27 protein-coding genes and 1 pseudogene are annotated in these 26399 nt (G+C 65.5%); 10 read left to right on the top strand and 18 right to left on the bottom strand.

From position 1 onward, the window contains the following. The first annotated feature begins 273 nt into the window (after nt 1–273). Nucleotides 274–1296 carry an isopenicillin N synthase family dioxygenase gene (locus ACIHA7_RS24915; RefSeq protein WP_397293371.1) on the top strand — a complete coding sequence of 341 codons (1023 nt, stop codon included), beginning with the start codon at nt 274–276 and terminating at the stop codon, nt 1294–1296. Between the two features lie 62 nt (nt 1297–1358). On the opposite strand, the gene ACIHA7_RS24910 is transcribed toward ACIHA7_RS24915, so the two are convergent. The 3 genes from ACIHA7_RS24910 to ACIHA7_RS24900 all read right to left on the bottom strand — a co-directional run bounded on the left by ACIHA7_RS24910 (nt 1359) and on the right by ACIHA7_RS24900 (nt 4604). After that, entirely contained in the window at nt 1359–2603 is a 1245-nt protein-coding gene (locus ACIHA7_RS24910; RefSeq protein ID WP_397293370.1) for an NAD(P)/FAD-dependent oxidoreductase, read from the bottom strand. A gap of 149 nt (nt 2604–2752) precedes the next feature. Continuing rightward, a complete protein-coding gene (locus ACIHA7_RS24905) occupies nt 2753–4096 on the bottom strand; it encodes a family 1 glycosylhydrolase (RefSeq protein ID WP_397293369.1) in 1344 nt (447 codons plus the stop codon). A gap of 112 nt (nt 4097–4208) precedes the next feature. Next, nucleotides 4209–4604 carry a winged helix-turn-helix transcriptional regulator gene (locus ACIHA7_RS24900; RefSeq protein WP_397293368.1) on the bottom strand — a complete coding sequence of 132 codons (396 nt, stop codon included), beginning with the start codon at nt 4602–4604 and terminating at the stop codon, nt 4209–4211. 80 nt (nt 4605–4684) lie between these two features. Between ACIHA7_RS24900 and ACIHA7_RS24895 the strand changes: the two genes are divergently transcribed. Next, complete coding sequence (locus ACIHA7_RS24895; RefSeq protein ID WP_397293367.1) at nt 4685–5095, top strand: RidA family protein; 411 nt, start codon at nt 4685–4687, stop codon at nt 5093–5095. 31 nt (nt 5096–5126) lie between these two features. On the opposite strand, the gene ACIHA7_RS24890 is transcribed toward ACIHA7_RS24895, so the two are convergent. Continuing rightward, the gene (locus ACIHA7_RS24890) at nt 5127–5699 is read right to left on the bottom strand and encodes an NUDIX hydrolase (RefSeq protein WP_397293366.1); all 573 of its coding nucleotides are present in this window, start codon (nt 5697–5699) and stop codon (nt 5127–5129) included. Nucleotides 5700–5846: 147 nt separating this feature from the next. Here ACIHA7_RS24890 and ACIHA7_RS24885 point away from each other — a divergent pair, with 147 nt between their 5' ends. From ACIHA7_RS24885 to ACIHA7_RS24875, 3 genes are read left to right on the top strand one after another with little or no spacing between them, the layout of a single operon-like run. After that, nucleotides 5847–6242 carry a RidA family protein gene (locus ACIHA7_RS24885; protein ID WP_397293365.1) on the top strand — a complete coding sequence of 132 codons (396 nt, stop codon included), beginning with the start codon at nt 5847–5849 and terminating at the stop codon, nt 6240–6242. A gap of 28 nt (nt 6243–6270) precedes the next feature. Then, nucleotides 6271–7359: an alkene reductase gene (locus ACIHA7_RS24880; protein ID WP_397293364.1), complete on the top strand. Its 1089-nt coding sequence runs from the start codon at nt 6271–6273 to the stop codon at nt 7357–7359. A 29-nt stretch (nt 7360–7388) separates the two neighbouring features. Further along, nucleotides 7389–7634 carry a TetR family transcriptional regulator C-terminal domain-containing protein gene (locus tag ACIHA7_RS24875; RefSeq protein ID WP_397293363.1) on the top strand — a complete coding sequence of 82 codons (246 nt, stop codon included), beginning with the start codon at nt 7389–7391 and terminating at the stop codon, nt 7632–7634. A 166-nt stretch (nt 7635–7800) separates the two neighbouring features. Here ACIHA7_RS24875 and ACIHA7_RS24870 read toward each other — a convergent pair whose 3' ends face one another. From ACIHA7_RS24870 to rpsF, 9 genes are all read right to left on the bottom strand, one after another. Continuing rightward, nucleotides 7801–8352, bottom strand: coding sequence for a hypothetical protein (locus tag ACIHA7_RS24870; RefSeq protein WP_397293362.1), 552 nt, complete (start codon nt 8350–8352; stop codon nt 7801–7803). Then, on the bottom strand, nt 8333–8806 hold the full coding sequence (locus tag ACIHA7_RS24865; protein ID WP_397293361.1) for a hypothetical protein: 474 nt from the start codon (nt 8804–8806) through the stop codon (nt 8333–8335). Before ACIHA7_RS24865 ends, ACIHA7_RS24870 begins: the two co-directional genes overlap by 20 nt. 20 nt (nt 8807–8826) lie before the next feature. Next, nucleotides 8827–10089 carry a hypothetical protein gene (locus ACIHA7_RS24860; RefSeq protein ID WP_397293360.1) on the bottom strand — a complete coding sequence of 421 codons (1263 nt, stop codon included), beginning with the start codon at nt 10087–10089 and terminating at the stop codon, nt 8827–8829. Between the two features lie 117 nt (nt 10090–10206). Continuing rightward, complete coding sequence (locus ACIHA7_RS24855) at nt 10207–10785, bottom strand: DUF3558 domain-containing protein (protein ID WP_397293843.1); 579 nt, start codon at nt 10783–10785, stop codon at nt 10207–10209. Between the two features lie 256 nt (nt 10786–11041). Then, the gene (gene dnaB / locus ACIHA7_RS24850; RefSeq protein ID WP_397293359.1) at nt 11042–12424 is read right to left on the bottom strand and encodes a replicative DNA helicase; all 1383 of its coding nucleotides are present in this window, start codon (nt 12422–12424) and stop codon (nt 11042–11044) included. A 646-nt stretch (nt 12425–13070) separates the two neighbouring features. After that, the gene (gene rplI / locus ACIHA7_RS24845; RefSeq protein ID WP_397293358.1) at nt 13071–13523 is read right to left on the bottom strand and encodes a 50S ribosomal protein L9; all 453 of its coding nucleotides are present in this window, start codon (nt 13521–13523) and stop codon (nt 13071–13073) included. A 17-nt stretch (nt 13524–13540) separates the two neighbouring features. After that, nucleotides 13541–13792: a 30S ribosomal protein S18 gene (gene rpsR / locus ACIHA7_RS24840; RefSeq protein ID WP_014989074.1), complete on the bottom strand. Its 252-nt coding sequence runs from the start codon at nt 13790–13792 to the stop codon at nt 13541–13543. Between the two features lie 58 nt (nt 13793–13850). After that, nucleotides 13851–14393 (bottom strand): single-stranded DNA-binding protein, encoded by a 543-nt coding sequence (locus ACIHA7_RS24835; RefSeq protein WP_397293357.1) that lies wholly within the window; start codon nt 14391–14393, stop codon nt 13851–13853. 89 nt (nt 14394–14482) lie between these two features. Beyond that, nucleotides 14483–14770, bottom strand: a complete 288-nt coding sequence (rpsF, locus tag ACIHA7_RS24830) for a 30S ribosomal protein S6 (RefSeq protein ID WP_014989072.1) — start codon at nt 14768–14770, stop codon at nt 14483–14485. A 170-nt stretch (nt 14771–14940) separates the two neighbouring features. On the opposite strand from rpsF, the gene ACIHA7_RS24825 reads away from it, so the two are divergent. Continuing rightward, complete coding sequence (locus ACIHA7_RS24825) at nt 14941–16326, top strand: glycosyltransferase family 87 protein (protein WP_397293356.1); 1386 nt, start codon at nt 14941–14943, stop codon at nt 16324–16326. Nucleotides 16327–16344: 18 nt separating this feature from the next. Here ACIHA7_RS24825 and wrbA read toward each other — a convergent pair whose 3' ends face one another. Next, a complete protein-coding gene (gene wrbA, locus ACIHA7_RS24820; protein ID WP_397293355.1) occupies nt 16345–16965 on the bottom strand; it encodes an NAD(P)H:quinone oxidoreductase in 621 nt (206 codons plus the stop codon). Between the two features lie 248 nt (nt 16966–17213). Here wrbA and ACIHA7_RS24815 point away from each other — a divergent pair. From ACIHA7_RS24815 to ACIHA7_RS24805, 3 genes and pseudogenes are all read left to right on the top strand, one after another. Further along, a pseudogene (locus ACIHA7_RS24815) lies at nt 17214–17924 on the top strand (BTAD domain-containing putative transcriptional regulator); the annotation flags it as partial. A 338-nt stretch (nt 17925–18262) separates the two neighbouring features. After that, nucleotides 18263–18736, top strand: coding sequence for a hypothetical protein (locus ACIHA7_RS24810; protein ID WP_397293885.1), 474 nt, complete (start codon nt 18263–18265; stop codon nt 18734–18736). 325 nt (nt 18737–19061) lie between these two features. Beyond that, entirely contained in the window at nt 19062–21536 is a 2475-nt protein-coding gene (locus tag ACIHA7_RS24805; RefSeq protein WP_397293842.1) for an AAA family ATPase, read from the top strand. A 35-nt stretch (nt 21537–21571) separates the two neighbouring features. On the opposite strand, the gene ACIHA7_RS24800 is transcribed toward ACIHA7_RS24805, so the two are convergent. The 4 genes from ACIHA7_RS24800 to ACIHA7_RS24785 all read right to left on the bottom strand — a co-directional run bounded on the left by ACIHA7_RS24800 (nt 21572) and on the right by ACIHA7_RS24785 (nt 25030). Continuing rightward, nucleotides 21572–22288 carry an alpha/beta fold hydrolase gene (locus ACIHA7_RS24800; RefSeq protein WP_397293354.1) on the bottom strand — a complete coding sequence of 239 codons (717 nt, stop codon included), beginning with the start codon at nt 22286–22288 and terminating at the stop codon, nt 21572–21574. Nucleotides 22289–22425: 137 nt separating this feature from the next. Continuing rightward, nucleotides 22426–23049 (bottom strand): Tellurium resistance, encoded by a 624-nt coding sequence (locus ACIHA7_RS24795; RefSeq protein WP_397293353.1) that lies wholly within the window; start codon nt 23047–23049, stop codon nt 22426–22428. Nucleotides 23050–23140: 91 nt separating this feature from the next. Continuing rightward, nucleotides 23141–24244 carry a DUF475 domain-containing protein gene (locus ACIHA7_RS24790; RefSeq protein WP_397293352.1) on the bottom strand — a complete coding sequence of 368 codons (1104 nt, stop codon included), beginning with the start codon at nt 24242–24244 and terminating at the stop codon, nt 23141–23143. Between the two features lie 210 nt (nt 24245–24454). After that, nucleotides 24455–25030 carry a TerD family protein gene (locus ACIHA7_RS24785; protein WP_135234051.1) on the bottom strand — a complete coding sequence of 192 codons (576 nt, stop codon included), beginning with the start codon at nt 25028–25030 and terminating at the stop codon, nt 24455–24457. 145 nt (nt 25031–25175) lie between these two features. Here ACIHA7_RS24785 and ACIHA7_RS24780 point away from each other — a divergent pair, with 145 nt between their 5' ends. Then, nucleotides 25176–26393, top strand: coding sequence for a hypothetical protein (locus ACIHA7_RS24780; RefSeq protein ID WP_397293351.1), 1218 nt, complete (start codon nt 25176–25178; stop codon nt 26391–26393). Nucleotides 26394–26399 lie beyond the last annotated feature (6 nt).

The following is a 26399-nucleotide window of genomic DNA, read 5'->3' as shown; positions in this document are numbered from 1 at the left end:
TGGCATTTGCCCCCATCAGTAGGGGCATCGATGTTTCCTCGTCTCGACTGTGTTCAGTTCGGCTACACAGTGCTGCGTACGAGTGCACGATCTGCGCATCGAAGAGGTTCGAGGTGGAACTTCCTCGCACGCGTCCGCCCTGCGCGCGGCGGAAATTCGCGCCTGTATTCGCTCCTGGGTACAGCGCACGCTCGATCTGCGGATACTCGACGCGCCATGGTCTGAAATGTCGATGGCACAACACAACTCGCCCGTATTCGAGAAAGGTGTCCGATGGTGGAACAGCAGGCCGTCACCATGGTCGACGGGTTTGTCCCGGTGATCGACTTGTCATCCAGAGGCAATGCGGCAGGCCGCAAAAAGATTGCCGAAGCGATCAATCGAGCCTGCGCGAGCTCCGGCTTCTTCACCATCCTGGGTCACGGGGTGCCTGCCGAGCTCATCGAGCGGATGTGTGCGACGAATCGAGAATTCTTCACCATGCCCGATGCCGTGAAAGAACTTGTCGCGCACCGGCCCGGGGTATCCGGCTTCCGGCGTCTCGGCGGGTCGACTGCGCACAGCCTGGACCTGAAGACCCCGCCCGACCTGTGCGAAGTCTTCTCAGCGCATGTCACCGGCGATTTGCCCGATGCGGAACGTCACCGCCTCGGCGACTACTGGGCGTCCTGGAAATTGGCCAATGTATGGCCGACTGTTCCCGCGAATTTCGAGAGCACCTGGCACGAGTACATCGCCGCCATGACGGAGCTGGCCGGCGATCTCATGCGATTGTTCGCGCTGGCACTCGACCTCGAGGAACACTTCTTCGACCGAATATTCGACAACCACGTGTCCTCGGTGGCCGTGAACTACTACTTCCCGCAACACCATTCGCCATTACCCGGGCAATTGCGCCGCGGCGCGCACACCGACTGGGGCAGCCTGACCATCCTTTACCAGGACACCGACATCGGCGGACTTCAGGTGCGGCACGGTACCGGCGAATGGCAGGACGTCCCGACTGTTCCCGGCGGTTTCATTGTCAATATCGGCGATCTGATGGCGCTGTGGACAGCGGGCCGCTGGGTATCGACCATGCATCGGGTGATCAACCCCGAAATCGGTAATACGTCGTCACGACTGTCGATTCCATTCTTCTATCTGCCTGATCATGATGCGGCGATCGACCCGATCGGCTCGTTCGCGGGTGAGGCCCACGAAACATTCGGGGTAACCACCGCCGGACAATGGATCTCGCGAAAGATGCAGAAAACATTCGCCGAAGATCCGGCCGACTACAGATCAGCAGACTGAAGCTCGGCCACCGGTCCGCTGCACGCGGACCGGTGGCTTCGGCTTCCCCACAACGGGTCCGGTCACCGAGCGACGAGGTCGGTCTCCACCACGCGGGCCGCGAGGTGACGGCGGCGGCTCGGCATCCCCAGTGTCGGGTGGGCGGCGCTCCACGCCGCACCCGAGCAGATCAGCTCCTTGACGCGGGCAGCGATCCGGCCGGTGAGGACGGTGGACGTCGGCTGATCGTCGGGCGTCACCTTCTGCACGATGGCGTCGCGGCGACCGAGGCTGACGCACTGGCTGGCATAGCCGATCGGGGCCTCGGGAACCTTGCGCCCGGTCAAGCGGGCAGCCAGGGCATCGGCGGCTTGCCAGGCCATCGGAGATGCGGTGGCGCAACCCATCCGCAGTGGCCGGCCGCCCACGCCCACCGCGAACGCTGCATCGCCGACCGCATAGACGTCGGGGTGCGACACCGAGCGCAGGGTGCCGTCGACGACGATCTGGCCACTCTTGGACACCTCGAGGGTGGTGGCGGCGGCGATCGGGTGGACCGCGAAACCCGCTGTCCAGACGGTCAGCTGGGCTGGGATCCGGTTCGTGGTGTCTCGTACCGGCGCCGCATTCCGCGTGTTCGCGCCGCCCGACTCCGCCGGAGCTGCCGCGAGGACCACTCCGTCCGCCACCACGCGCACGACATCGGCGTGCTCGTAGACCGCGATGCCGAACCGTTCGAAGGTTCGACTCAGGTGGCGCTGGGCCTTGTCGCTGAGCCAGTCGCCGACGCCACCACGGGCCGCGATCGCGACCCGGAGGTCCGGGCGGGCCTCGGCGATCTCGGTGGCCGCTTCGATACCGGTCAGGCCGCCGCCGACGACCAGCACGGTCTCACCCGATGTCAACTCGGTCAGGCGCTTGCGCAGCCGCAGCGCGGCCTGCTTACCCGCGACGTGGTGGGCGTGCTCGGCGACACCGGGGATGCCGTAGTCGGCGACGGTGCTACCCAAGGCGTACACGAGACTGTCGTAGCCGAGGGTGGCGGCGCCGTGCTCATCGGTGAGATCGACGGTCTTGCCGTCGACGTCGACCGCGTCGACCCTGCCCACCCGGACCTGCACCCCACTGCCCGCGAACATGTCGCGCAGCGGCCGGGACGCCAGCTCTTGGCCACTCGCGAGCTGGTGCAAACGTACCCGCTCCACGAACTCGGGATCGGCGTTGACCAGCGTGATCTCGACGTCGTCGCGGTGCAGCCGCTTGGCGAGGCGACCGGCGGTGATGGCTCCGGCGTACCCGGCTCCGAGGACGACAATGCGATGCTTCATGGCGAGCTCCTATCTGGTTGCGTACACCTCCTGAACCGGACGGCGTCGCGATCCCTGACAGATAGCTCTTGTGATGTGGGTCACTACTTCTCGACGGTAGGCGGCTACGGCCCGGCGGCGATATCGAGCCGCCGAAAACTGAAGCCTTGTTACGGGACCCCGACGGGGCTCAGGCAGCTGGCCGGCGGGTCGACCAGGAAGCAGGGTGCCGGGCCGCGGGTGGGACGGTAGCCGTCGGGCACACCGCCCTCGGCGACGAGCTGCGTGTAGGCGCCGACCGCGTCGGTGGGCCTGCGCACGAGAGCGGGGTCGGTACGCACATCCACGGTGTAGAGCCCGAATCGTGGTGTGTAGCTGCCCCATTCGTAATTGTCGGTGATACTCCAGTAGTTGTAGCCGATGACATTCATGCCGTCGGCCTTGGCGCGCTGGAGCCAATAGACGGTGTCGCGCAGGTGATCGCTGCGGGAATAGCCGTCGGCCCTTGGCCGGCCGTTCTCTGTCGGCATGCCGTTCTCGACGATGTAGAGCGGTTTACCCGGGTAGCGGCGCGAATAGTGTTGCAGCGCGTAATAAATGCCCTCGGTCCGCAAGGGCAGATCCCAGATATTCGTGCCCGGCAGGCTCGGAATGGCGGATCCGGTGGCTCTGGTGACGGCGCCGAGCAGTGACTGCACCGGGTCGTAGCCGAAGTAATAGTCGATGCCGACGTAGTCGAGCCGGTGGCCGATGCGATCGAGGAACGACCCGTTGACCTCGCCCTCCGCGCCTGCGACATAACCGACGTTGCTGGTCACCTGGGCACCGGGCTGCACGTGATGGATGTGGTCGTAGATCGCGTTGTGCGCCTGCGCAAGCCGATCCAGCATCTCACCGGCCTCCGCGGCGCCCCGGCGCACCTCGTGCGAGACATAGGCGGCCGGCTCGTTCACCGCGACCCACAGCGGATTACGGAAGGCGTAGCGATCGACCACCGTACGCATATTGGCCAGCCAATCATCGACCATGCCCGGGTTGCGCCAGCCACCGCGATCGACCGCCCAGCCCGGGTAAACCCAGTGGTCGAGGGTGATCATCGGTCGCATTCCCGCTCGCGCGATGGCCGCGAGGACGGCGTCGTAGAAGCGCAACGCTTCTTCGTCCCAGACTCCTGGCGCGGGTTGCACCCGGGCCCACTCGATCCCGACCCGGAACACTTGCACACCGAGCGCGGCGGCCGCATCAATGTCCGATTCGTACCGGTTGTAGAAGTCGACCGAATCGTGCAATGCGTCGTAATCGGGGTGTTTGGGGATGTAGCGCGTCCAATTGCTGTCCGGCGCGTGACCCTCGGACTGGAATCCGGAGGCTGCGACACCCCAGAGGAAATTTCCGTCCAGCGGCGCGGCGACCGGGCGAATCGGCGGGGCCGCAGCAGAGTTCGTGCATAGCAGCATCGTCGACGCGGCAGCGGCGAGTACGGTCAGTGCATAGTGACGAAACCGGAATCGCATCACCTCAGGGTAACTGGATGTGCACCGTCGAAGTGCGGATCACGCGATAGTCGGCGTTTCTAGAGCTTGTCAGCAAATGTCGCAGGGACGCAGCCGCTTTCGCCGACCTGTCTCACCGCGTTCGCTCTTGCTCGGCTTCCGCCTGGTCGTCGAAGCGCGCCCGTGCGCGCTCCACATCGGGCAACGTGACGGTGGACCAGCGCAGCAGGGCGTCGATCAGATCTTGTAACGACTTACCCAGCGGTGAGATCCGATACTGCACGGCGATCGGGCGCGTATTCGTCACGACCCGTTCGACCATCCCATTGCGCTCCAGTCGCCGAAGCGTGGTCGTGAGTGACTTCTGTGTCACCGGGATCGCCCGACGAAGTTCGTTGAAACGCAACGGGCTTCCACACAGCGCGTCGAGGACATGCAGCGACCACTTGTCGAGCATCTGGTCCAGCAACTCACGGTGCTGGTCGGTGAGTTGCTGGCTGTCCGAATGGGGAAGGGTGGTTTCCTGCACGACACCTAGTCTCGTTGAAGTGTCCTCGGGCCACCAGGTAGACATCGGATACCTACCCCGACCGTGAAAGGAACACCCCCATGGCAGTGCAACTGCTGACCCCCGACGGCATGTTCACACCCGTTCCGTACCACCACGTCTCCATCAGCACCGGCACCCGTCACGTGCACATAGCCGGCCAAATAGCCCGCGACGCCGATGGCAACCCGGTCGCGACCGGCGACCTCACAGGCCAAGTCGCCCAAGCAATGCGCAACACCGCCCGCGGCCTCGCCGGCGCCGGCGCAACCTTCGCCGACGTAGTCCGCCTCCGCTTCTTCGTCACGAACTGGACCCCCGACAAATACCCCGACTTCGTAGCCGGCATCGACCGCGTCACCCAAGAACTCGCCCTCCCTCAACCCCTACCCCCCATCTCGGCAATCGGCGTCGACTACCTCTTCGAACCCGACGTACTCGTCGAGGTAGAGGCCTACGCCATCCTCGACTGACCCGGCAAGCCGCCGGAGTGCGGGCAGCAGGTCAGTGCTGAATCAACCCGCCCACCGGCACGGAAGCGACATGACCGGTTGCCGGAAGCGTTCGGGCAAGGGCGAGACCGATGTCGACCAATGACGATCGGCGCAGGCGTTCGACGTCGAGGCTGGGAATCCATGTCGGCTCGGTGGTTTCACCGTTCGACTCGGGCCGAAGCCGACCGCCGGTGATGCGGACTCGGTAGAAGACGCCAACGTTCTGGTGCTCGGTTCCGGCGCGGGCGGCGGACGCGGGGATAACCCGGGAATCCACGCCGAGCAGGCGTTCGGCGCTGCCTCGGTAGCCGGTTTCTTCGGTGAGTTCCCGGGTTACCGCATCGAGCGGATCCTCCCCGTGCTCGACTTTGCCACCCGGGAGAGTCCAGTTGCTCTCGCCTTCCGGCGACACGTGGCGGACAAGCAATACCTGCCCATCCTCGATACACAAGGCGTAGGCCGCCAGCCGGAAACTCATTGTCTCAGTTTCCATTGCCTGTGCCTCGGACGGTGCGACTGGAACAACCTCGGTCGACGGGTTCACCGGCGGGCGGTGCCGGCATCGCAGATCCTCCTCGATCACGCCGGCAGCCTGCCGACTGTAACGGGACCTCGGAACGCCGACCCAGCCCCTGGCATCTTCCGGTGTTGACAGCGAAGCCCCGGTAGTGACAACATCTGCATGCACCTACATTTATTGCATGCACATACAATCACTGAGGAGATGGTCATGACCACGCCGCGCATCGAGAAGATCGCCACCACCCCCGATTGGTATGAGCCGTACAAGATTTCGCAGGCGATCAAGGCGAACGGCGTCATCTACGTGTCCGGGCAGACCGGGATCGACGAGCGGGGACGCACCGTCTCCGACGACTTCCTGACGCAAGGGCGGCAGGCGTTCGCCAACATCCAACGAGTTCTGGCGCAGGCCGACGCCGACCTGAACGACGTGGTGAAGGTCGGCATCTTCGTCACCGACATGGCCGCCAATCTCGACAAGCTCATCGAGCTCCGCGAGGAGTTCCTCAGCGAGCCCTACCCGGCCGACACCCTGCTCGAAGTGTCGTCCCTCGCCCAGCCCGACTGGCAGATCGAAGTGGAAGTCATCGCTCTCGCTCGCTGATTCCCGCACCGCCGTGAAAGGAAATCCCATGTCCGACAGCTCTTTGCTACGCCCTTACCGACGCGGCGCACTCGACCTGCCGAACCGCATCGCCATGGCCCCGATGACCAGGGGGCGTGCGGACGACGCCACCGGCGTCCCGAATCCGCTTACCGCCGACTACTACGCGCAGCGCGCCAGCTCAGGACTGATCGTCACCGAGGGTATCTACGCCAATATCCTCGGAAAGGCCGGCCCCGGCGTACCCGGCCTCGTCGATGACGCGCAGGTGACCGGCTGGCGCAAGGTGACCGACGCGGTGCACGCGGCGGGCGGGCGCATCTTCGCCCAGCTGTGGCACGTCGGCCGGATGACCCACCCGCTGATTCTGCCGGGCGGCGCGACTCCGCTGGCACCCTCGCCCGTACGCATCACCGGCGCGCAGATCTTCACCGGTCAGGGGCTGCGAGACCATGTCACGCCGCGCGCGATGACGACCGCCGAAGTCGACGCCACGGTCGAGGATTTCGCCGCCGAAGCGCGCAACGCCATCGCGGCCGGCTTCGACGGCGTCGAGATCCACGGCGCGAACGGCTACCTGATCCAGCAATTCCTGGCCGAGAACACCAACCGGCGGACCGACCGTTACGGCGGCTCGCGCAACAACCGGCTCCGCCTCGCCGTCGACATCGTGACGGCCGTCGCCGCCGAAGTGGGCGCCGAACGCGTCGGCCTGCGCATCTCCCCCGACAACCCGGAAAACGAGATCGCGGAACAAGACCCACAGACCACCTACCGCACCCTGCTGGACACCCTCAACCCGCTCGGCCTCGCCTATCTCCACGTGATCGAGCGCGGCGCATACGCCGCCCTAGCCGATCTACGCCCCCGCTGGTCCAGCACCCTCATCGCGAACTTCAACGGCCCCACTCCGACCACGCGCGCCGCAGGCGAAAAAATCCTGGAAACCGGCCTGGCCGACCTCTTCTCGTTCGGACGCCTCTTCATCGCCAACCCCGACCTCCCCACCCGCTTCGCCACCGCAGCCCCCCTCAACGACTACACCCGCGAACTGGTCTACGGCGGCGGCGCCGAGGGCTACACCGACTATCCCGCGCTGCAAGCGCAACGAGTTTGAGCCGTTAGGCCCCAGCCTTCCCCGCGTTCGTGGATCCAGGCACCGGGTGTCGAGCCCGTACTGGCCGAGTGTGGTCGCGCTGGCGGGAACAGTTGCGGCCGGACCTGACCGTGGTGGTGGAGAACGGCGAGCTACCCGCCGGGTTCGACATCGAACAGACACTGTTCGGGATCATCGCCATCGAGCTTGCACTGAATGTCACAACGCAAATCCGACACGACAGGGAGGCTGCTGTTCGGCCCCGCCGCGAGCGAACAAGATTGGACCAACCCTGACCCGCGGCAGTGCGGTGTTAACCGAGCGTCACATCCACGGCCCCACTCAATGCAGCTGGCGTGCAACGGTGATGGTGGCGGTCGGGCCGTTATGGTGCTTGCCGACAACGAGGTCGGCTTCGCCACCACGCGGCTCGTCTCGTTTGATGGCGTGGGGCGGGTGTGCTCACCAGATATCGGCCCAGACGGGCCGTTTGGGAATGTCGAACAATGCGTAATTCTTGCGGACCACAATAGGAACCGAGGAACCGACGCTCAGGCGCTCAGCCAGCGCACGTGCTTTGACCTCGCGGCATTGCGGATAGAAGAACTGCTTTTGCACGCGGGCATCCCCACCCGAGTCGGGGTGCGGAAACTCGGCCTCAACTTTCACCTGCCACAAATCGAAGTTGAGTACACCCAGTCCTTGCTTGCATCGCAGATCCGACTCGACGACTACCGCAGACATGGCGATCCCGTTGTGTCGCAGATAATTACGGCGCAGCCGCCATGCTGCCGCCAGCACGAGCATCCATGCACCTGCGCCCAGCACTACGCTCACCGGAAGAAACAATGCCATAGCGAGCTGTGAACCGGTCCACCGAACTATCGCGGCACCCAGATTCAGCGCGCCCCCCATAAAGGCCACCGCGGCTACCGCGACGCCCAACGTCCACACCAGTGACATCGGGCCGATCATCTTCCGGGACCGACCCATTTCAGCGCCAGCGCCGCTCATCGGGGTGGTCCTCGAAATCGTCCGGCCAGTCGCTGGGACCGACTACGGTTTCGCCTGGTCGTGGACGACGGGTGGAACTGTGGGTGGGCGGCCACATCGGGGCCGGGGGTGGGGTGGGCTGCGGCGGCGGCTCCGGCGTCCACGGCCAGATGAACAGCGGCGAGTTCTTCATCTCGGCAACCTCCCGTGGTACCGGGCGAGCGAGCGTTTCGATGTCGCACCAACGGCATTCACCGTTACTGACACGTTCGGCGTATGTCTTCAGCGCCGGGGATGCGGTGTCCATTCCCGCGACCATCGCGATAAATTCCTCGGACACTTCGGTGGGACTGTCGAAGAGTTCGTCAACATCGATGTTGGATAGTCGGATAGTGGCAGTACGTAGATTGTCTACCGCGTCCATAACCTTCCGGGCGACCGCCTCCACCTGAGGGTCTAGGTTGGGCTCCCGCATGCTGCCCCATTGTGGTCTCGTCATAACGCGTTCTCCCATGGTGCGGACCCGGTTCCGGCGTCGTAGGACTCTGTGGGTCGGTTCACGGTGTCACCGTACTGGGAGATTTGCTGAATGTCTTTGGCGAGAGCGGCCTTACGAGTGGCATCATCAATCCTCCGTGTGACCGGCGCGATGGCCTCGTCCAGCTTCTGGTTCGCCTTCTCCTTCAACTGGCCAACTGGATCTTTGATGATATCGAGCAGCTTTTTGAACGCATCGGCAAGCTCTTTTATCTTGAATACGACGTCGATGGCGGCTTTGATGAGATAGCCGATGTCGACGACCAGCTTGGCGATGCGGGCAGCTCCGAGGCCCGGGACGGCTGCCGAAAGGATGTTGGCGACCGACTTGAGAGCGCCTTTGATATCGTCGAAATCGACATACTTGTTGAGCATCCCCCACAGCTTTTGGAGGATGAATTTGATGCCGTTCCTGATCTCATCGGAGACCGCTCCTGCACAATCACTGACGATCCGGCCGACCGGCCCCTCCCATTGCATTGCCGCGACCTGTTTGGTCGCCCAGTCGCTGAAGGCTATCGAGGCTTTACCGTCCCAGTTGGGTTTGCTATTCGTGCTACCGTCGATCCGCTTCACTCCGGATTCGAGATTCTTGCCGCATGCCTCGAGTCCGTTGCCTGCTGCCTTGTAAACCTCACCGAGCCTCCGGATCTCGGACCAATTTCCGGGAATCGGTTCCAAGCATGAGACCAGCGGATCGTATTCGGTTCCCGCCGCGCGAGTGATGCTTTTGATGGACTCGTTCACATTGCCGAGCACCGGGAAAACTTCGGCGATGAGCCCGGCGAGCTCCTCTTTGTTCGCAGCCGGCGCTTCGAGTTTGAAAGACTCAGGCTTCGAGTACGTGGCGGCACCGGTGTATTGCGCAGTCACGCCGATCTCTTCAGTGCCGTCACCCACTGCGAGCATCGATTCGGTATGTGCGTTCAGTTCGGCGTAGGTCTTCTGATCTTGGCTGTGATACATCCAGGCAGCTTTGTTGAGCTCGATACTGGTGCCCAGGGTGGTATTCGCGAGTACCGCGTGACGTCGAGACATCCAGTCTGCTGCATCGTTGATAGGGGTCACCAACGTGTCGATGATCGGCCCATGCAGCCACTCCGCAGCCCGCCCCTCCTTTGCCACGAAGCTGGAGACCAGCAGGGCGTCCCCAGCTATCGAGGAGACAAGGTTACTCAGACCAGCAATTTCGCTGGGGTTCGCTGCGAATGTTTCTGCCATTCGTATAGTGCCCTAACTCTGTACTGTCACTGAAGTGAAGCCGAAAAACGTTGTCTCACAGCCGGGCTTGCGTCGGCGGCCGTTCTGCGTACGGGGATGGTTCGTCGAACAGCGGCACTAGTTGGTGCCGAGGGATTCGCTGAATATCTCAGCGAGATGGCGGATCTGTTCGCATGGCGGCGGCACCATTACCGGACCAGGGGGTACGATCAAGCCGACCGTAAAAATCCCGTCCGATGCCTTGATCGACGCCCAACAACCGCCGTCGACCTGCGGGGTTCGGTACAGCACAGCCTCTCGCCCGCCGATCGTGTCGGAGTTGAATATGCTGTGGCTCGGGTTCTTTCGGATATCATCCAATGTCAGGTCGCTCGAAGTCACAGACGTCCCGCCAGTAGGGTACTTTTCGCCATCGACCAATGTCTCGCGCCAAAATTGACAGCCGATTTCTGTGAAAATACCGGAAACGCTTTCGGCTGTGTATCTTTCGCGAGTCGCCGGGTCGAATCCTGCCCTGGTCACCAGGTCGTCGCCCACACGCACACATGGATCGAACCGAACAGGATTGGTGCCGGTCTGTACCGGTGCGGGAGGCACGCTCACTTGCACGGAGACGGTCGTCGAAGGCGATGTCGTCGCGGGACCTACGGTGTTGGAACCTTGATCGGTCGAGCCCTCGGTACAGGCGACCAGCATTGTCGCACTCGATGCCAGACAACCAGCGGCGAAGCTTCTTCTCAGACTTGACGAAACGCTCATTGATCCCCCTCCCCACCGGTCAAACCCTGGCGATCAACGACAATACGATGACCTCCGTTTGTGGTCAAGCGAAGCTGTCACTCTTGGACTGCCTGGCCCAACGCCCTGCGGATCCGACAGCTCTGACTGATATCGCTGCCTCGTTTCACCCGAACCGACCGTGGCTGAGAAACATATCCAGCCCCGACGCACCTTAACCGCGCGCCATATCCACGAACCGACTCAAATGCAGTTGGTGGGCGACGGTGATGGTGGCGGTCGGGCCGTTACGGTGTTTGCCCACGATGAGGTCGGCTTCGCCACCGCGGGGGTCGTCGCGTTCGATGGCGTCGGGGCGGTGCAGCAGGATGACCATGTCGGCGTCCTGCTCCAGGGAGCCCGACTCGCGAAGGTCGGACACCATGGGCCGCTTGTCGGTTCGCTGTTCCGGACCACGGTTCAGCTGGCTGATCGCGATCACCGGAACCTCGAGTTCCTTGGCGAGCAGCTTCAGATTTCGTGAGAAGTCCGAGACTTCCTGCTGCCGGGATTCGACCTTTTTACCGGAGGTCATCAGCTGAAGGTAGTCCACCACAACGAGTTTCAGATCGTGGCGTTGTTTGAGGCGTCGCGCCTTCGCCCGGATCTCCATCATGGTGAGGTTCGGTGAATCGTCGACGAACAGCGGCGCTTCGCTGATCTCACTCATGCGACGAGCAAGTTTGGTCCAGTCGTCGTCGCTCATCCGTCCGGAACGCATATCACCGAGCTTGATCTTCGCCTCGGCCGACAAAAGGCGCATCACAATTTCCGTGCGACTCATCTCCAGCGAAAAGATAACGCTGGGCAACCCATGCTTGATCGAGCAACTGCGCATGAAATCCATTCCCAGTGTCGATTTGCCGACGCCGGGTCGGGCCGCGACGATGACCATCTGACCGGGGTGTAGACCGTTGGTGAGTTCGTCGAGTTCGGTGAAGCCGGTGGGGACGCCGAGGGAGATGCCGCCTCGGCTGGCGATGGAGTCGATCTCGTCCATCGTGGGCTGCAGGAGTTCCTCGAGGGGGAGGAAGTCTTCGGTGGTGCGGCGTTCGGTGACCTCGTAGACCTCGGCCTGAGCGCGGTCGACGACCTCGGCGATGTCTTGACCGTCGGCGCCGGCGTAGCCGTACTGGACGATGCGGGTGCCTGCCTCGACGAGGCGACGCAGGATCGCTTTCTCGGCGACGATCTCGGCGTAGTAGCTGGCGTTGGCCGCGGTGGGGACGGTCTGGGTGAGCGTGACGAGGTAGGGCGGTCCGCCGATGCGCTTGAGTTCGCCGCGGCGGTCCAGGCCTGCCGAGACGGTGACCGGGTCGGCGGGTTCGCCGCGACCGTAGAGGTCGAGGATGGTGTCGTAGATGAGCTGGTGTGCGGGGCGGTAGAAGTCGCCGGGCCGCATGACCTCGATGACGTCGGCGATCGCGTCCTTGCTCAGCAGCATGCCGCCGAGCACGGACTGCTCGGCCGCCATGTCGTGCGGTGGCTGGCGCCCGAAGTCCTCGCCGGGGGGTTCGGGCGGGAAGTTCGCGTGCCCGCGGTCATCGACGACTGCCATGAGACTCGACCGTCCTCTCTCTACCCACCGGGGCCCACGCTATTGATGTTCGTTCCACTCTCGGTGCTCCGACACGCTGGCGCAGCGGCAGCGGCTGATGACCAGGGCCACCTGCGGGTTCCAGCTACCGTTGCGGTATCCGCGATTTCCGGACGTGCGGGCCGTTCGTTCACGACATAGCGACGAACTTAGGCGACCCGAAGGGTGGTCGCCAAACGCTGCTGTGCACACAGCTGTGGATAAGTTGGGGACTGTTCACCTAACTGTGTGCACCCCCTGTGTACTACTTGGGGAAAACCCAGGTCGCCCAGGGGAAACCCGCAGATAGATATCGATTTACCGATCTATCCACGTGTGGATGAATAAAGTCGCGGCGTGTCGGCCAAGTTGAACAGCCGGGCGTGTTGGGTTAACAGCACGGGTGACGGCTATGAGCTGAATCACATTGCCACCGGTCGGTTTCCTGAGTAATCCACAGGCCTACCCAGGCGAACCCTGTGACCAGCGAAGATTTGCCGGGAATGTTCCGTATGGCAGGGCCCGGTAGTGGGCAAACAGCTAGTTATTCAACAAGAGTGGCCGACGTCGCACAACCGAAGACCACCCCCGTGCCGAACACGGGAGTGGTCTTCGATGTGGTGCTATATCAGCTGGCAGCGACCGTCAGGTCGAACTTGGCCACCACGTCCGGGTGCAGGTGCACCACGACGCTGTGCTTGCCGGTCGACTTGATGTGCGACTTCGGCAGCTCGATGCTGCGCTTGTCGACCACGGGCCCACCGGCGGCTTTGATGGCCGAGGCCACATCGGCCTGGGTCACCGAGCCGAAGAGCTTGCCCGTGCCCGCCGTCTTCACCGACAGCGAGACCGACTCGAGGTTCTCGATGGCCTGCTTCAATTCGTTGGCGTGATCGAGGTCGCGCACCTTACGGGCGTCCTGCGCCCGGCGGATGCCCGCGACCTGCTTTTCGGCGCCACGGCTGGCCACGATCGCCAGTCCGCGCGGCAGCAGGAAATTGCGGCCGTAGCCGTCCTTGACCTCGACGGTGTCGCCGGGCGCACCGAGGTTGTCCACGTCAGCAGTCAGAATCAACTTCATTTGCGTGCCTCCCTTACTCAGCGAGCCGTCGACACGTAAGGAAGCAGGGCCACCTCACGCGAGTTCTTGACGGCAACCGCGATGTCACGCTGGTGCTGCACGCAGTTGCCGGTGACGCGGCGGGCGCGGATCTTGCCGCGATCGCTGACGTACTTACGCAGCAGCGCCGTGTCCTTGTAGTCGATGTTGACGATTCCGGACTTGGCTTCTTTGCAGAACGCGCAAGCCTTCTTCTTGAGCACCTTTTCGCGCGCTGGCGCTTTAGGCATGGTCGTTTACTCCGTAATCATTGATGGTCCACGCGAAGTGGGCCTATGAGAGCCGTTGTCAGAACGGCGGTTCGTCATCCATGCGGCTGCCCCCGAAGGAGCCTGCCGCGGGCGCACTGCCCCAAGGGTCGTCCTCGGCACCGCCGGAACGCCCACCGCCACCACCGGAGCCGGCCGGCGCGTTGCCGCCGGAGCCACCGCTGCCACCGGACCCGAAGCCGCCGCCACCGCCGCCGCGACTGGTCTTGTTGACCTTCGCGGTGGCGTAGCGCAGCGAGGGGCCGACCTCATCGACCTCGAGCTCGACGACCGTGCGCTTCTCACCCTCGCGGGTCTCGTAGGAGCGCTGCTTGAGTCGTCCGCTGACGATGACTCGGGAACCCCGGGTCAGGCTTTCGGCGACATTTTCCGCAGCTTCGCGCCAGATATTGCAGCGCAGGAACAGCGCTTCGCCGTCTTTCCATTCGTTCGAATTACGATCGAACACACGGGGTGTCGACGCGACGGTGAAATTAGCCACCGCCGCTCCCGCGGGCGTGAATCGAAGCTCGGGGTCGGCCGTCAAGTTTCCGATGACGGTGATGACCGTGTCGCCTGCCATGTGGTTCCTCCTGCTCAGTGTGCAGTCCGCGTCTCGCTAGTTGCGCTAGAGCCTAGATACCGGCACCGACGCAATCGAGGGTTGCGGGACTACTTGTCGTGGCGCAGAACCTTGGTGCGCAGCACCGACTCGTTCAGGCCGAGCTGGCGATCGAGTTCGCTCACGGTCGCGGGCTCCGCGGTCAGATCGACCACCGCGTAGATGCCCTCGGCCTGCTTGGCGATCTCGTAGGCAAGCCTGCGGCGGCCCCAGATATCGACCTTGTCGACCTTGCCGCCCTCGGTACGAACCACGTTGAGCATCGTCTCGAGAGACGGACCAACGGTGCGCTCGTCCAGACTGGGATCGAGAATAACCATCACTTCGTAATGACGCACGGACCAATCACCTCCTGTGGACTAGGAAACGGCCACGGGCTCTCCGTGGCAGGAGGGTCGTTGCGTCAGCAACCCGACAAGGCTACATGAAAGGCCGTTGACCTCCGAAATCGATCCCGTCGGCGAGGGAACGCGGACGTTGGTATACCGCGCCGCTTAGGGTGGTGCTCATGCCGACCGGACTCGCCATCAGCGACCTGATCGCGCGCCGGGTGACCCGGCGCACGGCGCTGGCGGCGGTGCTGCTCGTGCTGTGCGGGCTCACCCTGGCGCTCGGGTATGCGAACAAGGCGCGGTGTGCGGGAGCGCCGTTCACGGCGGACGGTCGCAGCACGGTATTCGATGTCACCAAGGATTCGGATGTCTGCTACTCCGATATCCAGTTCCTCTGGCTCGGCCGCGACATCAACGAGCACGTCTTTCCCTATGTGCACGGCGGCATCACCGACGACGGCACCCTGGTCGGCGGTGCGGTCGAATACCCGGTGCTCAGCGGCGTATTGATGTGGCTGGGTGCGCTCGGCGCGGACAACGATGCCGAGTTCCTGCGGCACTCCGCGCTGTTGCTGGCGCCGTTCGCGTTGCTGACCGCCTGGATGCTGGCCCGGCTCGCGGGCCGCGCCGCGCTGCTGTGGGCGGCGGGGCCACCGCTGGTGCTCTACGCCTTCCACAATTGGGAACTCCCGGTGGTGTGCACGGCGGTCGCCGCGGTGTACGTGGTCGCGACATGGACCCGATACTCGTTGCGCACCAGAGGCATGGTGGCTGCGGTGCTGCTGGGTCTCGGGTTCTGTTTGAAGCTGTATCCAGGCATTTTCGTGTTGCCGCTGCTGGCATATGTGCTGACCGGTGGTGTCGAACGCGACCGCGACGACACCGGCCTCGACGTGCGTGGCGCGCTGTTGACGGCGGGCGCGGCCATCGGCACGGTGATCGCGGTGAACCTGCCGTTCGCGCTGGCCGGATACGAGGGGTGGCGGGCCTCGATCACCTTCCAGCAGCTGCGGCAGGCCGACATCACCACGAATTCCATCTGGTATTGGGGACTTCGGCCGCTGTTCGGGCCGGACGCGCAGAGCGAGGCGCTGTTCCAGCAGGTGGTCTCGATCGCCTCGCCGACCCTGGTGCTCGCCGCGTTCGCACTCGCCATGTGGTTCGGCTGGAAGCGATACCTCGCCACGCGGGTGTTCGGCTGGGTCGGCGTGAGCGGCGCGATGCTGTGCGGATTCCTGCTGTTCCACAAGGTGCATTCGCCGCAGTACACGTTGTGGCTGGTGCCGTTCCTGGTGTTGCTCGAGGTGCCGTGGGCGGCGATCGTGGCGTACTTCGTCGCCGACGCCGCCCTCGGGATCGGCGTTTTCCGGTACTTCTACGCGCTGGGCACCGGCCAGCCCTGGGAAACGATGGAGAAGGTCGTGCAGTTCGGGGTGTGGGGCAGGGCGGTGTTGCTGGTCGCGCTGTTCTTTCTGTTTCTGCGGGCGCGGCCGCGCGGCTTTCGGTCGGTGCCGCCGCCGGTGCCGCGGTTCGCGCCCGGCGCGTTGATCCCGGTCGGATAGCCGCGCGGCCGATTCGCGTTACGCCTGCGCGAATCCGCGTTGCAGCGCGGCGGCGATCGCTATCGCGCGGACGGTCTGGAATTCGATGGCGGCCAGCTCCGTTTCGCCGGGCGGTATTTGTCCGTTGTCCGAAACATGGCTCGTCCCATAGGGATTGCCGGAACGGAACTGCACCGGATCGGCGTAGCCGGGCGGCACAATGATCGAACCCCAGTGGTAGAAGGTGTTGTTCATGGCCAGGATGGTCGATTCCTGACCGCCGTGCGCGGTGCCGGTGGAGGTGAACGCGGAGGTGACCTTGTTCACCAGGCCGCCCTGCTTCCACAGGCCGCCCGCGGTGTCGACGAACTGCTTCCACTGGGCGGCGGGCAAGCCGAAGCGGGTGGGGCTGCCGAACAGGATCACCTCGGCCCAGTCCAGGTCGGCGATCTCGGCCTCCTGGACCTGCTCGGTGGCCGCGTGATTGGCCGACCACAGCGGATTCGCGGCGATCGCCTGCGCCGGTGCCAGCTCGCGCACCTTGCGTAGCCGGACCTCGGCGCCGGACTTTTCGGCGGCCGCCGCGGCAGCGGCCGCGAGGCGGTACACGCTGCCGGTTGCCGAGTAATAGATGATCGCGACCTTGACCACGGTGTGCACGGTTGTCTCGTCTCCCTGTTTCGCGCTGCGAGGTGCGTCACTGCCTGCCTCGGCGAACAGCGTGCCGGGCGCTGCTGAACGGTTGCTCGAGACTTGCCGAACGCCCAGCTCAGCGGTCGGTCCCGACGGTGTCGACAGCTGGCGAACACAGCGGTCACCGCTCCCCTCGGCCCCCGCTTTCCGTGTTCACTGGACGCCGGTCCGCTTACCCTGGTCGGGCCAGGTCGGAGTGAGGCGGTGGAGAACGGATGGATCAGGCGGTCGCGGGCTCGCCGCCCGCGGTGCGGTTGACCCTGCTCAACGGGGTGGAGGCGCACCGCGGCGCGCAGATCCTGCCGCTCGGCCCGCCGCAGCGGCGGACCGTGCTATGCGTGCTGGCCTTCCGCCGGCGCCAATGGGTGTCGGCGTCGAGCCTGCTCGCCGCGCTGTACGACGGGGTGCCGCCGGCCAGCGGGGTCGGGGTTATCCAGACGTACGTATCCGCGCTGCGCCGAGTGCTCGAGCCGGACCGCAAGCCCCGCACGCCGCCAACACTGCTGCTGTCGGGTCACGGCGGATATCAGCTGCGGATCGAGGACGAGCAGACCGATCTCGGCGTGTTCGACCGGTTGATCGGGGAAGCGGGCCGCGCCCGCGAAGCCGGCGATCTGGCCCGCGCCGAAGACCGCTACGCGCAGGCCCTCGCCCTGTACTCCGGTGAACCGCTGGCCGGACTGCCCGGCCCGTTCGCCGAACGCCAACGCACGGCATTGGCCGAACGGCGGCTCGCCGTGGTGGAGGACAGCCTCGATGTCGCTGTGACACTGGGCCGTTCCGATGAGGTGATCGATCGGCTGCGTGTCTTCACGGCCGAACATCCACTGCGGGAACGCCCCCGCGTGGTGCTGATGCGTGCGCTGTACTCCCGGGGCCGTCAGTCCGAGGCGCTGGAGGTCTACCGGGAGACGCGCACCTTGCTGGTGGATCAGCTGGGCGTCGAACCGGGGGAGCAACTTCGCGCCCTGCATAAGGAGATCCTGTCCGGCGAGGTCGTGGTGCACCGGGCACCGCAGCGCACGGATAGTGCGGGGCAACCGGAACCGGTCGCCGAACCGCGTGCGAGCGAGGCGGCTGTCGACTCGGTTACCGTTGTCGCACAGCACCTTACGCGGTCGACTGAGTCTGCCGATGTGCCTGCGAGGCCCGATGCGGAAGCAGAAGTATCTGCCGCACAGCTACTTTCGGACACCGCCTGGGTAAGGGAGTCGGCACCGCTCCCGCCGGGTGCTGAACATCGCCTCGCCATGGTGTCCGCGCTGTGGCCGGCACCAGTACCGACACCGACACTGACACCAGTTCCGGCTCCGACACCAGCACCAGCACCAGCACTGACATCAGCACCAGCACCAGCACCAGCACCGGCGCCAATTCCGGCTCCGGCACCAGCGCCGGCACTGACATCGACACCGGCTCCGGCACCAGCGCCAGCGCCAGCGCCAGCGCCAGCGCTGACACCGGCTCCGGCACCGGCACCGGCACCGGCACCAGCGCCAGCACTGACACAGGCTCCGGCACCAGCGCCAGCACTGACATCGACACCGGCACCAGCGCCAGCACCGACATCGGCACCAGCACCAGCACCAGCACCGGCATCGACATCGTCGCCAGTGCCGCCATCGGCATCGGCGACGGTGGCGGCATCGCCACTGTCACCTGCGCTCGCACCGGAATCCCTGGTCGCGCCCACGCCAACCTCTCCGGTCTCCATGTCGCAATGGCCGACACCGTCTGAAGCCCCCACCCGGGCGATCGCACCAGTACCGGCGTCAACACCACCGGCCCTACCAGCGCCGACCGCACCACCGGTACCGGCACCGGCGCCAGCATTAGCGCCAACACCGACATCGGCGACGGTGGCCGTATCACCATTGCCACCTGCGCTCGCGCCGGAATCCTTTGTCGCGCCCACGCCAACCTCTCCGGTCTCCATGTCGCAATGGCCGACACCGCCCGCAGCTCCCACCTGGACGATCGCATCAGCACCCACCGCACCAGCAACACCACCATCGGCACCCGTCCTGACACCGGTATCGCATCCCGATTCCGCAGCACCGCTTGTGTTCGAACGCGAGCAGGAGTTGACGCGGATCGCGGCGTGGACCGCGCGGGCCACTGCGGGGAGCGGTGGGTTGGTGGTGATTTCGGGGCGGCCGGGCTTCGGGAAGACGCAGTTGCTGGACGAGTTGGCGCGTCGTGTTCCCGATGCGCGGCGAGTGGATCTGCCACCGCCGTGGGACGGCGCGCCACCGCTCGGGGCGATCGCGGAGCTGGTCGGTGCCGAGGTGTCGGCGCGGCACTCCGATGTTCAGCTGGTAGAAGCGTTGCATGCCAAGCTCATTCAGGACTCGTTGGCCGGACTGCAGGTGGTGTTGGTGGATGGTGCGGAGCATCTGGACGAGCGTTCCGCGCGCGTGTTGACGGCGGTGGCACCGCGATTGCGCCGGATGCGGGTGCTGCTCGTCTTGGCGTTGGATGAACGCCCTTGGGAGCCCGCGATTCTCGATCTGCATGCGCGGTTGGAGCCGCTCGCCGTCGCGATCCTGCGGCCGAGTGGGCTCAGCGTTGCCGCGATCGAGGGGCTGTACGAACGGCGGACCGGGGCGGTGTGCCCGCCGGGACTGGCCGCGGATATTCAGCAGGTGACGGCGGATATCCCGCTGCTGGCCGGTGCGTTGATCACCGATCTGGTCGCCCTGCGCGACCACGACCGTATCCCGGAATATCTACCGGAGGGCTGCTATTCGCGCTCGATCAGCCGACTGCTCGGCCGGTACTCCCCGCGCGGGGTCGCGATGCTGCGCGCCCTCGCCGTGCTGTCGGATGTGGCGCCGACCATCGAGGTGCTCGCCGCCGCCTGTGACGAGCCGGTCGGCGTGGTCCAGCATCGCTGCGAATTGCTCGCCGCCTCCGGGATTTTGACCTCGGCGACGCCACCGGTGTTCCGTCATCGGTTGATCGGCAACACGATTCGCTGGCTCGGCCGCCGCGAGGACTCCGACCGGATCCGAATCGCCGCCGCCGAGCAGGCGCGCAGCGCAGGCTACTCGGCCAGACAGGTCGCGGCCTATCTCCGTGATCTGGTCGGCGTGCGGTACGCGCGGTGGACGGTGGTGCTGCTGGACGCGGCGGAGGAGTGCTTGCGCCACGACTTGATCGTCGACGCGGTGCGCCAGTTGGCGGCGGCGTTGCGCATCACCGCGCCCGCGGGCCGCGACGACATCCTGGTTCGCCTCGGCCAGCTGGAGTTGTGGACCAACCCGGCCGCTGCCCGCGCGCATCTCGAGGAGGCGCTGCACAGTCAGCGTGCGCGCCATGCCGCGCCGACCGCGCTCATTCCGTTGGCCTGGACGATGTCGACGCGCTGGCAGTCCGGCGCGGCGATGGCGCTGCTCGACGAGGTACTCGCTGAGACCGAGAGTCGAGACCCGCTGGCGGCCAAGAGCATTCGGGCCGCCTCCTGGGCGGTCGCCGGCCTGACCTCGGCCACCTGGCGCGACTACGTCGCCGCGCTGCGCCATACCGGGTCGGCCGACCAGATCACCACGGCGATACTCACCTGGGACGACGCCTTTCGCGTCCGGCACACCGCGCGCGAGACCCTCGCCCGTTTTCCGGCCGAGCCCGATCCGGCTCGCGGCTGGGAGGTGTTGCCGCAGCAGCTGGTCGGCCTGCTCGCGCACCTGGCCATGTGGTCGGGCGACCTCGCGCTGGCCAGGCAGTTCAGCGAGCAACGCAAGGACCACCACTTCGGCACCATCGACGTCTACCGCCTCATCCTGCACTCGGAGGTGTTGTTGCGCTGCGGTGATTACCGCAGGGTGCTGCGCGAGGTCGCGCCGACCGTCGGCACGCTCGGCGAGGAGTCCATCCGGCCGCCGCTCGCGCTGGTCGCCCAGTACGCGCACGCGCTGCTCGGGCTGGGCCGCTTGGCCGAGGCAGAGCAGTGGCTCGACAGCGTGACCGAGCACGCCAACCCCGAAACCTGGGAGTGGACCGTGGTCATCCACGTCAAGGGTCTGCTAAATGCCGCTCGCGGCGACTCCCGCCAGGCGATCGCGCATTTCCTGGACTGCGGCCGCCGCGTCGGCGCGGTGGGCATTCGCAACCCGGCCCACATCCCGTGGCGCAGCTCCGCGGCCATGGAACTGGTGCGCCTCGGCGAGCGCGCGCAGGCCCGCGAACTCGCCGCCGCGGAACTCGAACTGGCCGAACAGTGGGACACCCCCGGCACCATCGGAAGGGCGTTGCGCGCCATGGCTTCCGCCGCGCCGGGCGGCGTGGACGCGGAGCTGCTCGACCGGGCGGTCGGCCTGCTGCGCCGCTATGACTCACCGGTCGAGCTGATCCCGGCGCTGCTGGAACTCGCCGCGGTCCGGCACGACGGCGGCGACAAGGAGCGGGCCGTCGAACTGCGCTGGGAGGCCCGCTCGCACGCCGAAACCATCGGCGCGACAAGGTATCTCGAGCTCATCGGAGACTTGCTCGGCGCGACGGCGGGCATCCCGTCAGCCGGCAGCCTGCCCACCGGCTGACGTGGGCTGAACGCGAACGATCGTGTCGTCCGCGCTTATCGACCGGCGGCCCGCGCGATGAGCTCGGCGATGGCGTCCGGCTGGGTGATCATCGAGGCGTGCCCGGTGGCCAGCGAAACGATGTGGTCCTCGGTGGCCACCTGGTAGGCCATCTTGGTCTCCAGGTCCGGGTGGATCATCGCGTCCAGCTCCGAGATCTGGTACCAGGTGTTGTCCCGCAGCGTCTGCCACGCGGGCGTCGCGGTGCCCGAACCGGCAAGCGACAGTACCGATGTGGGCTTCTGAGTGGCGGCGAGCAGCGCGGCCTCGCGCGGGTCGGCGTCGGCGGCGAAGTCGGCGTGGTAGCGGTCGCGGGCGATGATCAGGTCCGGGGTGTCCTCGGCGCCGATGTTCACCAGGTCCGCGCCGCTGGGCAGGTCCTGGCCGAACTCCTGGTTGATCTGGAAGGCGGACTGGCCCGCGGTGGGGGCGTACGCGGCGACGAACACCAGCCCGGTGACGTCGGCGCGACCCGCGCCGGCCTGGCTGATCACGGCACCGCCGTAGGAGTGGCCGACCAGGATCGTCGGACCGGTCAACGCGTCCAGGTCGCGGGTGACGGCGGCGACGTCGTCGGCGAAGCCGCGCAGCGGCAGCTGGCTGGCGACCACGGTGCCGAAGCCCCGGTCGAGCAGGCGCTCGATCACCTTGTTCCAGCTGGACCCGTCGGCCCAGGCGCCGTGCACGAGCAGCACATTCGGAGTGGTGGTCATTGGTTTCCTCCAGTTCACGTCGGAGCGCCGCAGTACCGGCGATCGATCTCCTACAGCATCTGGAGTCGACTGAACGTGGCCTGAATGTCTACCGAACGCACTGGTCAAGCGGTATATCCCACGCGAATGGGGGTGTGCTACTTACGCGCGCTGTGCCAGTTCATGCCCCAGCGGTAAGCCTCGTCGATCTCTTTCTGCGCACCGTTGATGTAATGCACTTCACGGTGAACCGTGATGCCGCTGCCTTGGTTCTGCAGCAGCGCGATGGCGCAGGAACGGGCACCGTCGACGGGCGAGTCGAGCCGCACCTCGATCTGCGGCCCGGAGGTCGGGAAGAGGGTGACCACACCGTCCGCGGCGGCCCAGTTCGGCACGCCCTCGTAGATGAAGGCGAAGATCAGAATGCGCCGGAACAGTTCGGGTCGTGCGAGATTGATGTGCATGTTCTCGCCGCCCGCCGCGCTACCGCTGCGGTCGTCACCGTCGAGCGCGATGAACGGCTCGCCGTCGAGCGCGCCGAAATTGTTGCCGACCGCCTGCACGACACCCTTGTTGCCGTTGGCCAGTTCGTAGAGGCAGCCGAGGTCGAGATCGACCGGCTTGGACCTGCGGAAGAAACCCTTCGAACCGGCGGACCAGTTCAGGTTGACCCGCATGTTGCCTTGCTGCTCACCCGGTTTGGTGAGGTTGATGCTCGGTGTCGCCTTCGACAGGGTCACCTTGGACAGGTTGACCCCACCGGCGTTGGTGTCGTTCGCCATCGGCGTGATCCCCCTAGAGAAATGGGAGCGGCAGCGGTCCTCCCGAGGGAGGGGCCCGCTGCCGCACGAGTCTTCGGCTGCCTGCCGAAAATCAGCCTACCGGGGTCGGCTCTCGTTCGCTGTCGACTTTCTCGTCGTCGTTCTCGCGGCGATTGCGCATGATGCTGGAGACGAACGCGGCACCGATGAACGCGACACCGACCAGGCCGGTGACGAGCTCGTTGACGTGCACGCCGATCGAGACGAACAGGATGATCGCCAGCGCGCCGATCGCCCAGTGCGCGCCGTGCTCGAGGTACACGTACTCCGCCAGCGTGCCCTTGCGCACCAGGTACACGGTGATCGACCGGACGAACATGGCGCCGATCAGACCGAGGCCGAGCGCGATGATGATCGGGTCGGCGGTGATGGCGAACGCGCCGATCACGCCGTCGAAGGAGAACGACGCGTCGAGCACCTCGAGGTAGAGGAACAGGAAGAACCCGGCCTTACCCGTGGCCTTGGCCAGTTCCGACGGCCCGTCACCCACGTGCTCCTCGGTGTGGAACATCGAGCCGAGCCCGTCCACCACGATGTAGACCACCATGCCGAGCAGGCCGGCGAGCAGGACGGTCGAGCGCTTGTCGTCGGGGGTGAGCAGCTCCGCGGTGAGCACCAGGCCGATGGACGCGACGACCACGGAGAGCATGTCGAGCTTGCCGAACCGGGCGAGCGGGCGCTCCAGCCAGGACAGCCAGGTGATCTCGCGCTCCTCGAAGATGAAGTTGAGGAACAGCAGCAGCAGGAACATGCCGCCGAACGCGGCGATCTGCGGATGCGCGTCGGTGAGCAGCGTTTCGTAGCTCGGCTCGCCGTTCGGGAAGTACGCCGCGTCGCCCTCGGGCGGATTGAGCGCCAGGTCGAACGCCTTCACCGGGTTCAGCCCCGCGGTGATCCAGACGATCGCCAGCGGGAAGACCAGGCGCATACCGAACACGGCGATCAGGATGCCGACGGTGAGGAAGATCCGTTGCCAGAACTCGCTCATCCGCTGCAACACCGTCGCGTTGATGACGGCGTTGTCGAACGACAGCGAGACTTCGAGGATGCCGAGGATCAAGACCAGCGCCAACGCCGTTGGTCCGCCGTACAGGAAGGCGACGACCAGCGACAGCAGTGTCACGAGGATCGACATGCCGAAAATGCGCACGACCACGCGGGGGACCTTTCGTTTGCGTCGACCGGACGAGTATCCGTCCGAGCGCTTGTCTGATGAAACCGAGTTGGCGCCGCTGATACCAGCGTGGCCGGAGAACCCTTGCTTGTCCAACGATCCTGCATGCACCAGGGTTCCCGCGCATCCGGAGGACCGGGCGCACGAGCAGGGGGCCCGTCACCAGGCCCCCTGCTTGTTATGAAGTGTGCGTTAGACGTTCACGCCGTAGTCACGGGCGATACCGGCCAGGCCGGCCGCGTAGCCCTGACCGATGGCACGGAACTTCCACTCCGCACCGTTGCGGTACAGCTCGCCGAAGACCATCGCGGTCTCGGTCGAGGCGTCCTCGGTGAGGTCGTAGCGGGCCAGCTCTTCGTTGCTGCTGCGGTCGACAACGCGAATGTAGGCGTTGCGCACCTGACCGAACGACTGCTGCCGCGTCTCAGCGTCGTAGATCGACACCGGGAAGAAGATGCTCTCGATGGTGGGCGGGGTGTTGGCCAGGTCGACGTTGATGACCTCGTCGTCGCCTTCGCCCTCGCCGGTCTTGTTGTCGCCGGCGTGCTCGATGGCGCCTTCCGGCGACTTCAGGTTGTTGAAGAACACGAAGTGCTGGTCCGAGAGGACCTTCTTGTCCGCGCCGGTCGCGATCGCGCTGGCGTCGAGGTCGAAGTCAACCCCGGTGGTGGTCCGTACGTCCCACCCTAGGCCGACTGCGACGGCGGTCAGGTTAGGCGCCGCCTTGGTCAGCGAGACATTGCCGCCCTTGGACAAACTGACACCCATGCGGGATTCCCTTTCAATAGTCCGTCATTGGTTCCCAGCATGTCCGAATCGCCGGGTACGCCTTACGACAGTAGTAGGTTTCCGCGAACTTGCGTAGGAACCCGCAGAACCCCCGGTGAACACGAGAGATCTCTAAGATCGGGGCGTGGCGGGTCGTAGGCGTGGTTGGTTCCGTTCGTCCGGGAACAACGAATGGATCGAGCAGGCGCGAGCGTCGCTCGCGTCCGCCTTCCTCGACATGGACCAGCGCCAGAGCGCGGCCGAGGCGGCGGTGCACGCCGCCGAGGAGGTGTTCCCGGACCGCAGAATGGCCGCGGCCTGGGAACCGGTGCGTGGCCGTTGCTACGAGGCCGCCGGGGCGTATGTGGCGCTGACCGAGCAGCTCGAGCAGGCCGAACGCGACGGAACGCCGCAGGCGCAGGGGCCGCGGCAGACCGAGACGGTGACCAGGCAGCTGGCCGACGCGGCGCGCGCCGTCGACGAGTTCTACCGCCGCCATCAGGCCCAGCTCGAGCAGGCCGTCGCGATCCTCGGCACGGTGCCGCAGCTGGCTCACCAGGTCAAGGTCGCCGCGGCCGGAGTGCGCGGGCAGGCGGCCCAGTCCGAGTACGCGAACTACCCCTCGGTGCGCGAACACGCCGCGGCCGTCGATGAGGCTCTCATCACATTGGAAGCCCTCGGCTCGGGCGCGTCCGCCGCCGCGGTGCGCGAGGCCGCGAACCGGCTGGAGGCGGCGAGCAAGAGATTGGCGGAGGCGTTGGCGCAGGCGCCGACTCGGGCCGCGGCCGCGAAGACCGCGATCTCCTCGGTCAGCACCAGGCTCGCCGCCGCCAGGACCAAGGCCGAGGGCCTCGCACCGGCGTACTCGAGCCTGCTTCGCGAATTCAACGCTGCGAGTTCGGCCGATTTAGCTGACAATGAGCGGGAAAGCCAGCGAGCCATCGACGCCGCGGAGGCCGCCCTTGGCCGGGCGCGCGCGGCAGCGGCGGAGCACAACCCGGAGTTTGCACTTGATCTGACCACATCCGCCCGCGGGTATCTGACAGAGGCCGAGCAACGAGTCGACGCCGTCACCAAACGGCTCGCCACGTTGCGTGAAGTACGGTCCGACCCGCAAGAGAAAGCCAAGGCCGTACGATTTCGGCTGCGGGACGCCCAAATGCTCGCGGTGAGTCGCGGGCTCGTCACCGAATGGGGTTCTGTGCTCGACGCACAGGCCGCACGGATCGACCGGATCAGCGAAACACTGACAGGTAGGCACCCGAACTACTGGGCCTATGTGGTGGAGCTGGATACCATCACCGACTTCATAGCCGGGGTAGTGGATCGAATGAGAAAACAAGCAGGACCACGACGAGAATGAGGGTGG

Origin of the sequence: Nocardia sp. NPDC052316 (assembly GCF_044547795.1) — a bacterium.
Taxonomy (GTDB): Bacteria; Actinomycetota; Actinomycetes; order Mycobacteriales; family Mycobacteriaceae; genus Nocardia.
This window is presented reverse-complemented; position numbering and strand designations above follow the sequence as displayed.

Excerpts from the sequence above, each read along its gene's own strand:
- ACIHA7_RS24915 (WP_397293371.1), top strand. The coding sequence starts at position 274 with ATGGTGGAACAGCAGGCCGTCACCATGGTCGACGGGTTTGTCCCGGTG.
- ACIHA7_RS24910 (WP_397293370.1), bottom strand. The coding sequence starts at position 2,603 with ATGAAGCATCGCATTGTCGTCCTCGGAGCCGGGTACGCCGGAGCCATC.
- ACIHA7_RS24905 (WP_397293369.1), bottom strand. The coding sequence starts at position 4,096 with ATGCGATTCCGGTTTCGTCACTATGCACTGACCGTACTCGCCGCTGCC.
- ACIHA7_RS24895 (WP_397293367.1), top strand. The coding sequence starts at position 4,685 with ATGGCAGTGCAACTGCTGACCCCCGACGGCATGTTCACACCCGTTCCG.
- ACIHA7_RS24885 (WP_397293365.1), top strand. The coding sequence starts at position 5,847 with ATGACCACGCCGCGCATCGAGAAGATCGCCACCACCCCCGATTGGTAT.
- ACIHA7_RS24880 (WP_397293364.1), top strand. The coding sequence starts at position 6,271 with ATGTCCGACAGCTCTTTGCTACGCCCTTACCGACGCGGCGCACTCGAC.
- ACIHA7_RS24870 (WP_397293362.1), bottom strand. The coding sequence starts at position 8,352 with ATGAGCGGCGCTGGCGCTGAAATGGGTCGGTCCCGGAAGATGATCGGC.
- ACIHA7_RS24865 (WP_397293361.1), bottom strand. The coding sequence starts at position 8,806 with ATGCGGGAGCCCAACCTAGACCCTCAGGTGGAGGCGGTCGCCCGGAAG.
- ACIHA7_RS24860 (WP_397293360.1), bottom strand. The coding sequence starts at position 10,089 with ATGGCAGAAACATTCGCAGCGAACCCCAGCGAAATTGCTGGTCTGAGT.
- ACIHA7_RS24855 (WP_397293843.1), bottom strand. The coding sequence starts at position 10,785 with ATGCTGGTCGCCTGTACCGAGGGCTCGACCGATCAAGGTTCCAACACC.
- dnaB (WP_397293359.1), bottom strand. The coding sequence starts at position 12,424 with ATGGCAGTCGTCGATGACCGCGGGCACGCGAACTTCCCGCCCGAACCC.
- rplI (WP_397293358.1), bottom strand. The coding sequence starts at position 13,523 with ATGAAGTTGATTCTGACTGCTGACGTGGACAACCTCGGTGCGCCCGGC.
- rpsR (WP_014989074.1), bottom strand. The coding sequence starts at position 13,792 with ATGCCTAAAGCGCCAGCGCGCGAAAAGGTGCTCAAGAAGAAGGCTTGC.
- ACIHA7_RS24835 (WP_397293357.1), bottom strand. The coding sequence starts at position 14,393 with ATGGCAGGCGACACGGTCATCACCGTCATCGGAAACTTGACGGCCGAC.
- ACIHA7_RS24825 (WP_397293356.1), top strand. The coding sequence starts at position 14,941 with ATGCCGACCGGACTCGCCATCAGCGACCTGATCGCGCGCCGGGTGACC.
- ACIHA7_RS24800 (WP_397293354.1), bottom strand. The coding sequence starts at position 22,288 with ATGACCACCACTCCGAATGTGCTGCTCGTGCACGGCGCCTGGGCCGAC.
- ACIHA7_RS24795 (WP_397293353.1), bottom strand. The coding sequence starts at position 23,049 with ATGGCGAACGACACCAACGCCGGTGGGGTCAACCTGTCCAAGGTGACC.
- ACIHA7_RS24785 (WP_135234051.1), bottom strand. The coding sequence starts at position 25,030 with ATGGGTGTCAGTTTGTCCAAGGGCGGCAATGTCTCGCTGACCAAGGCG.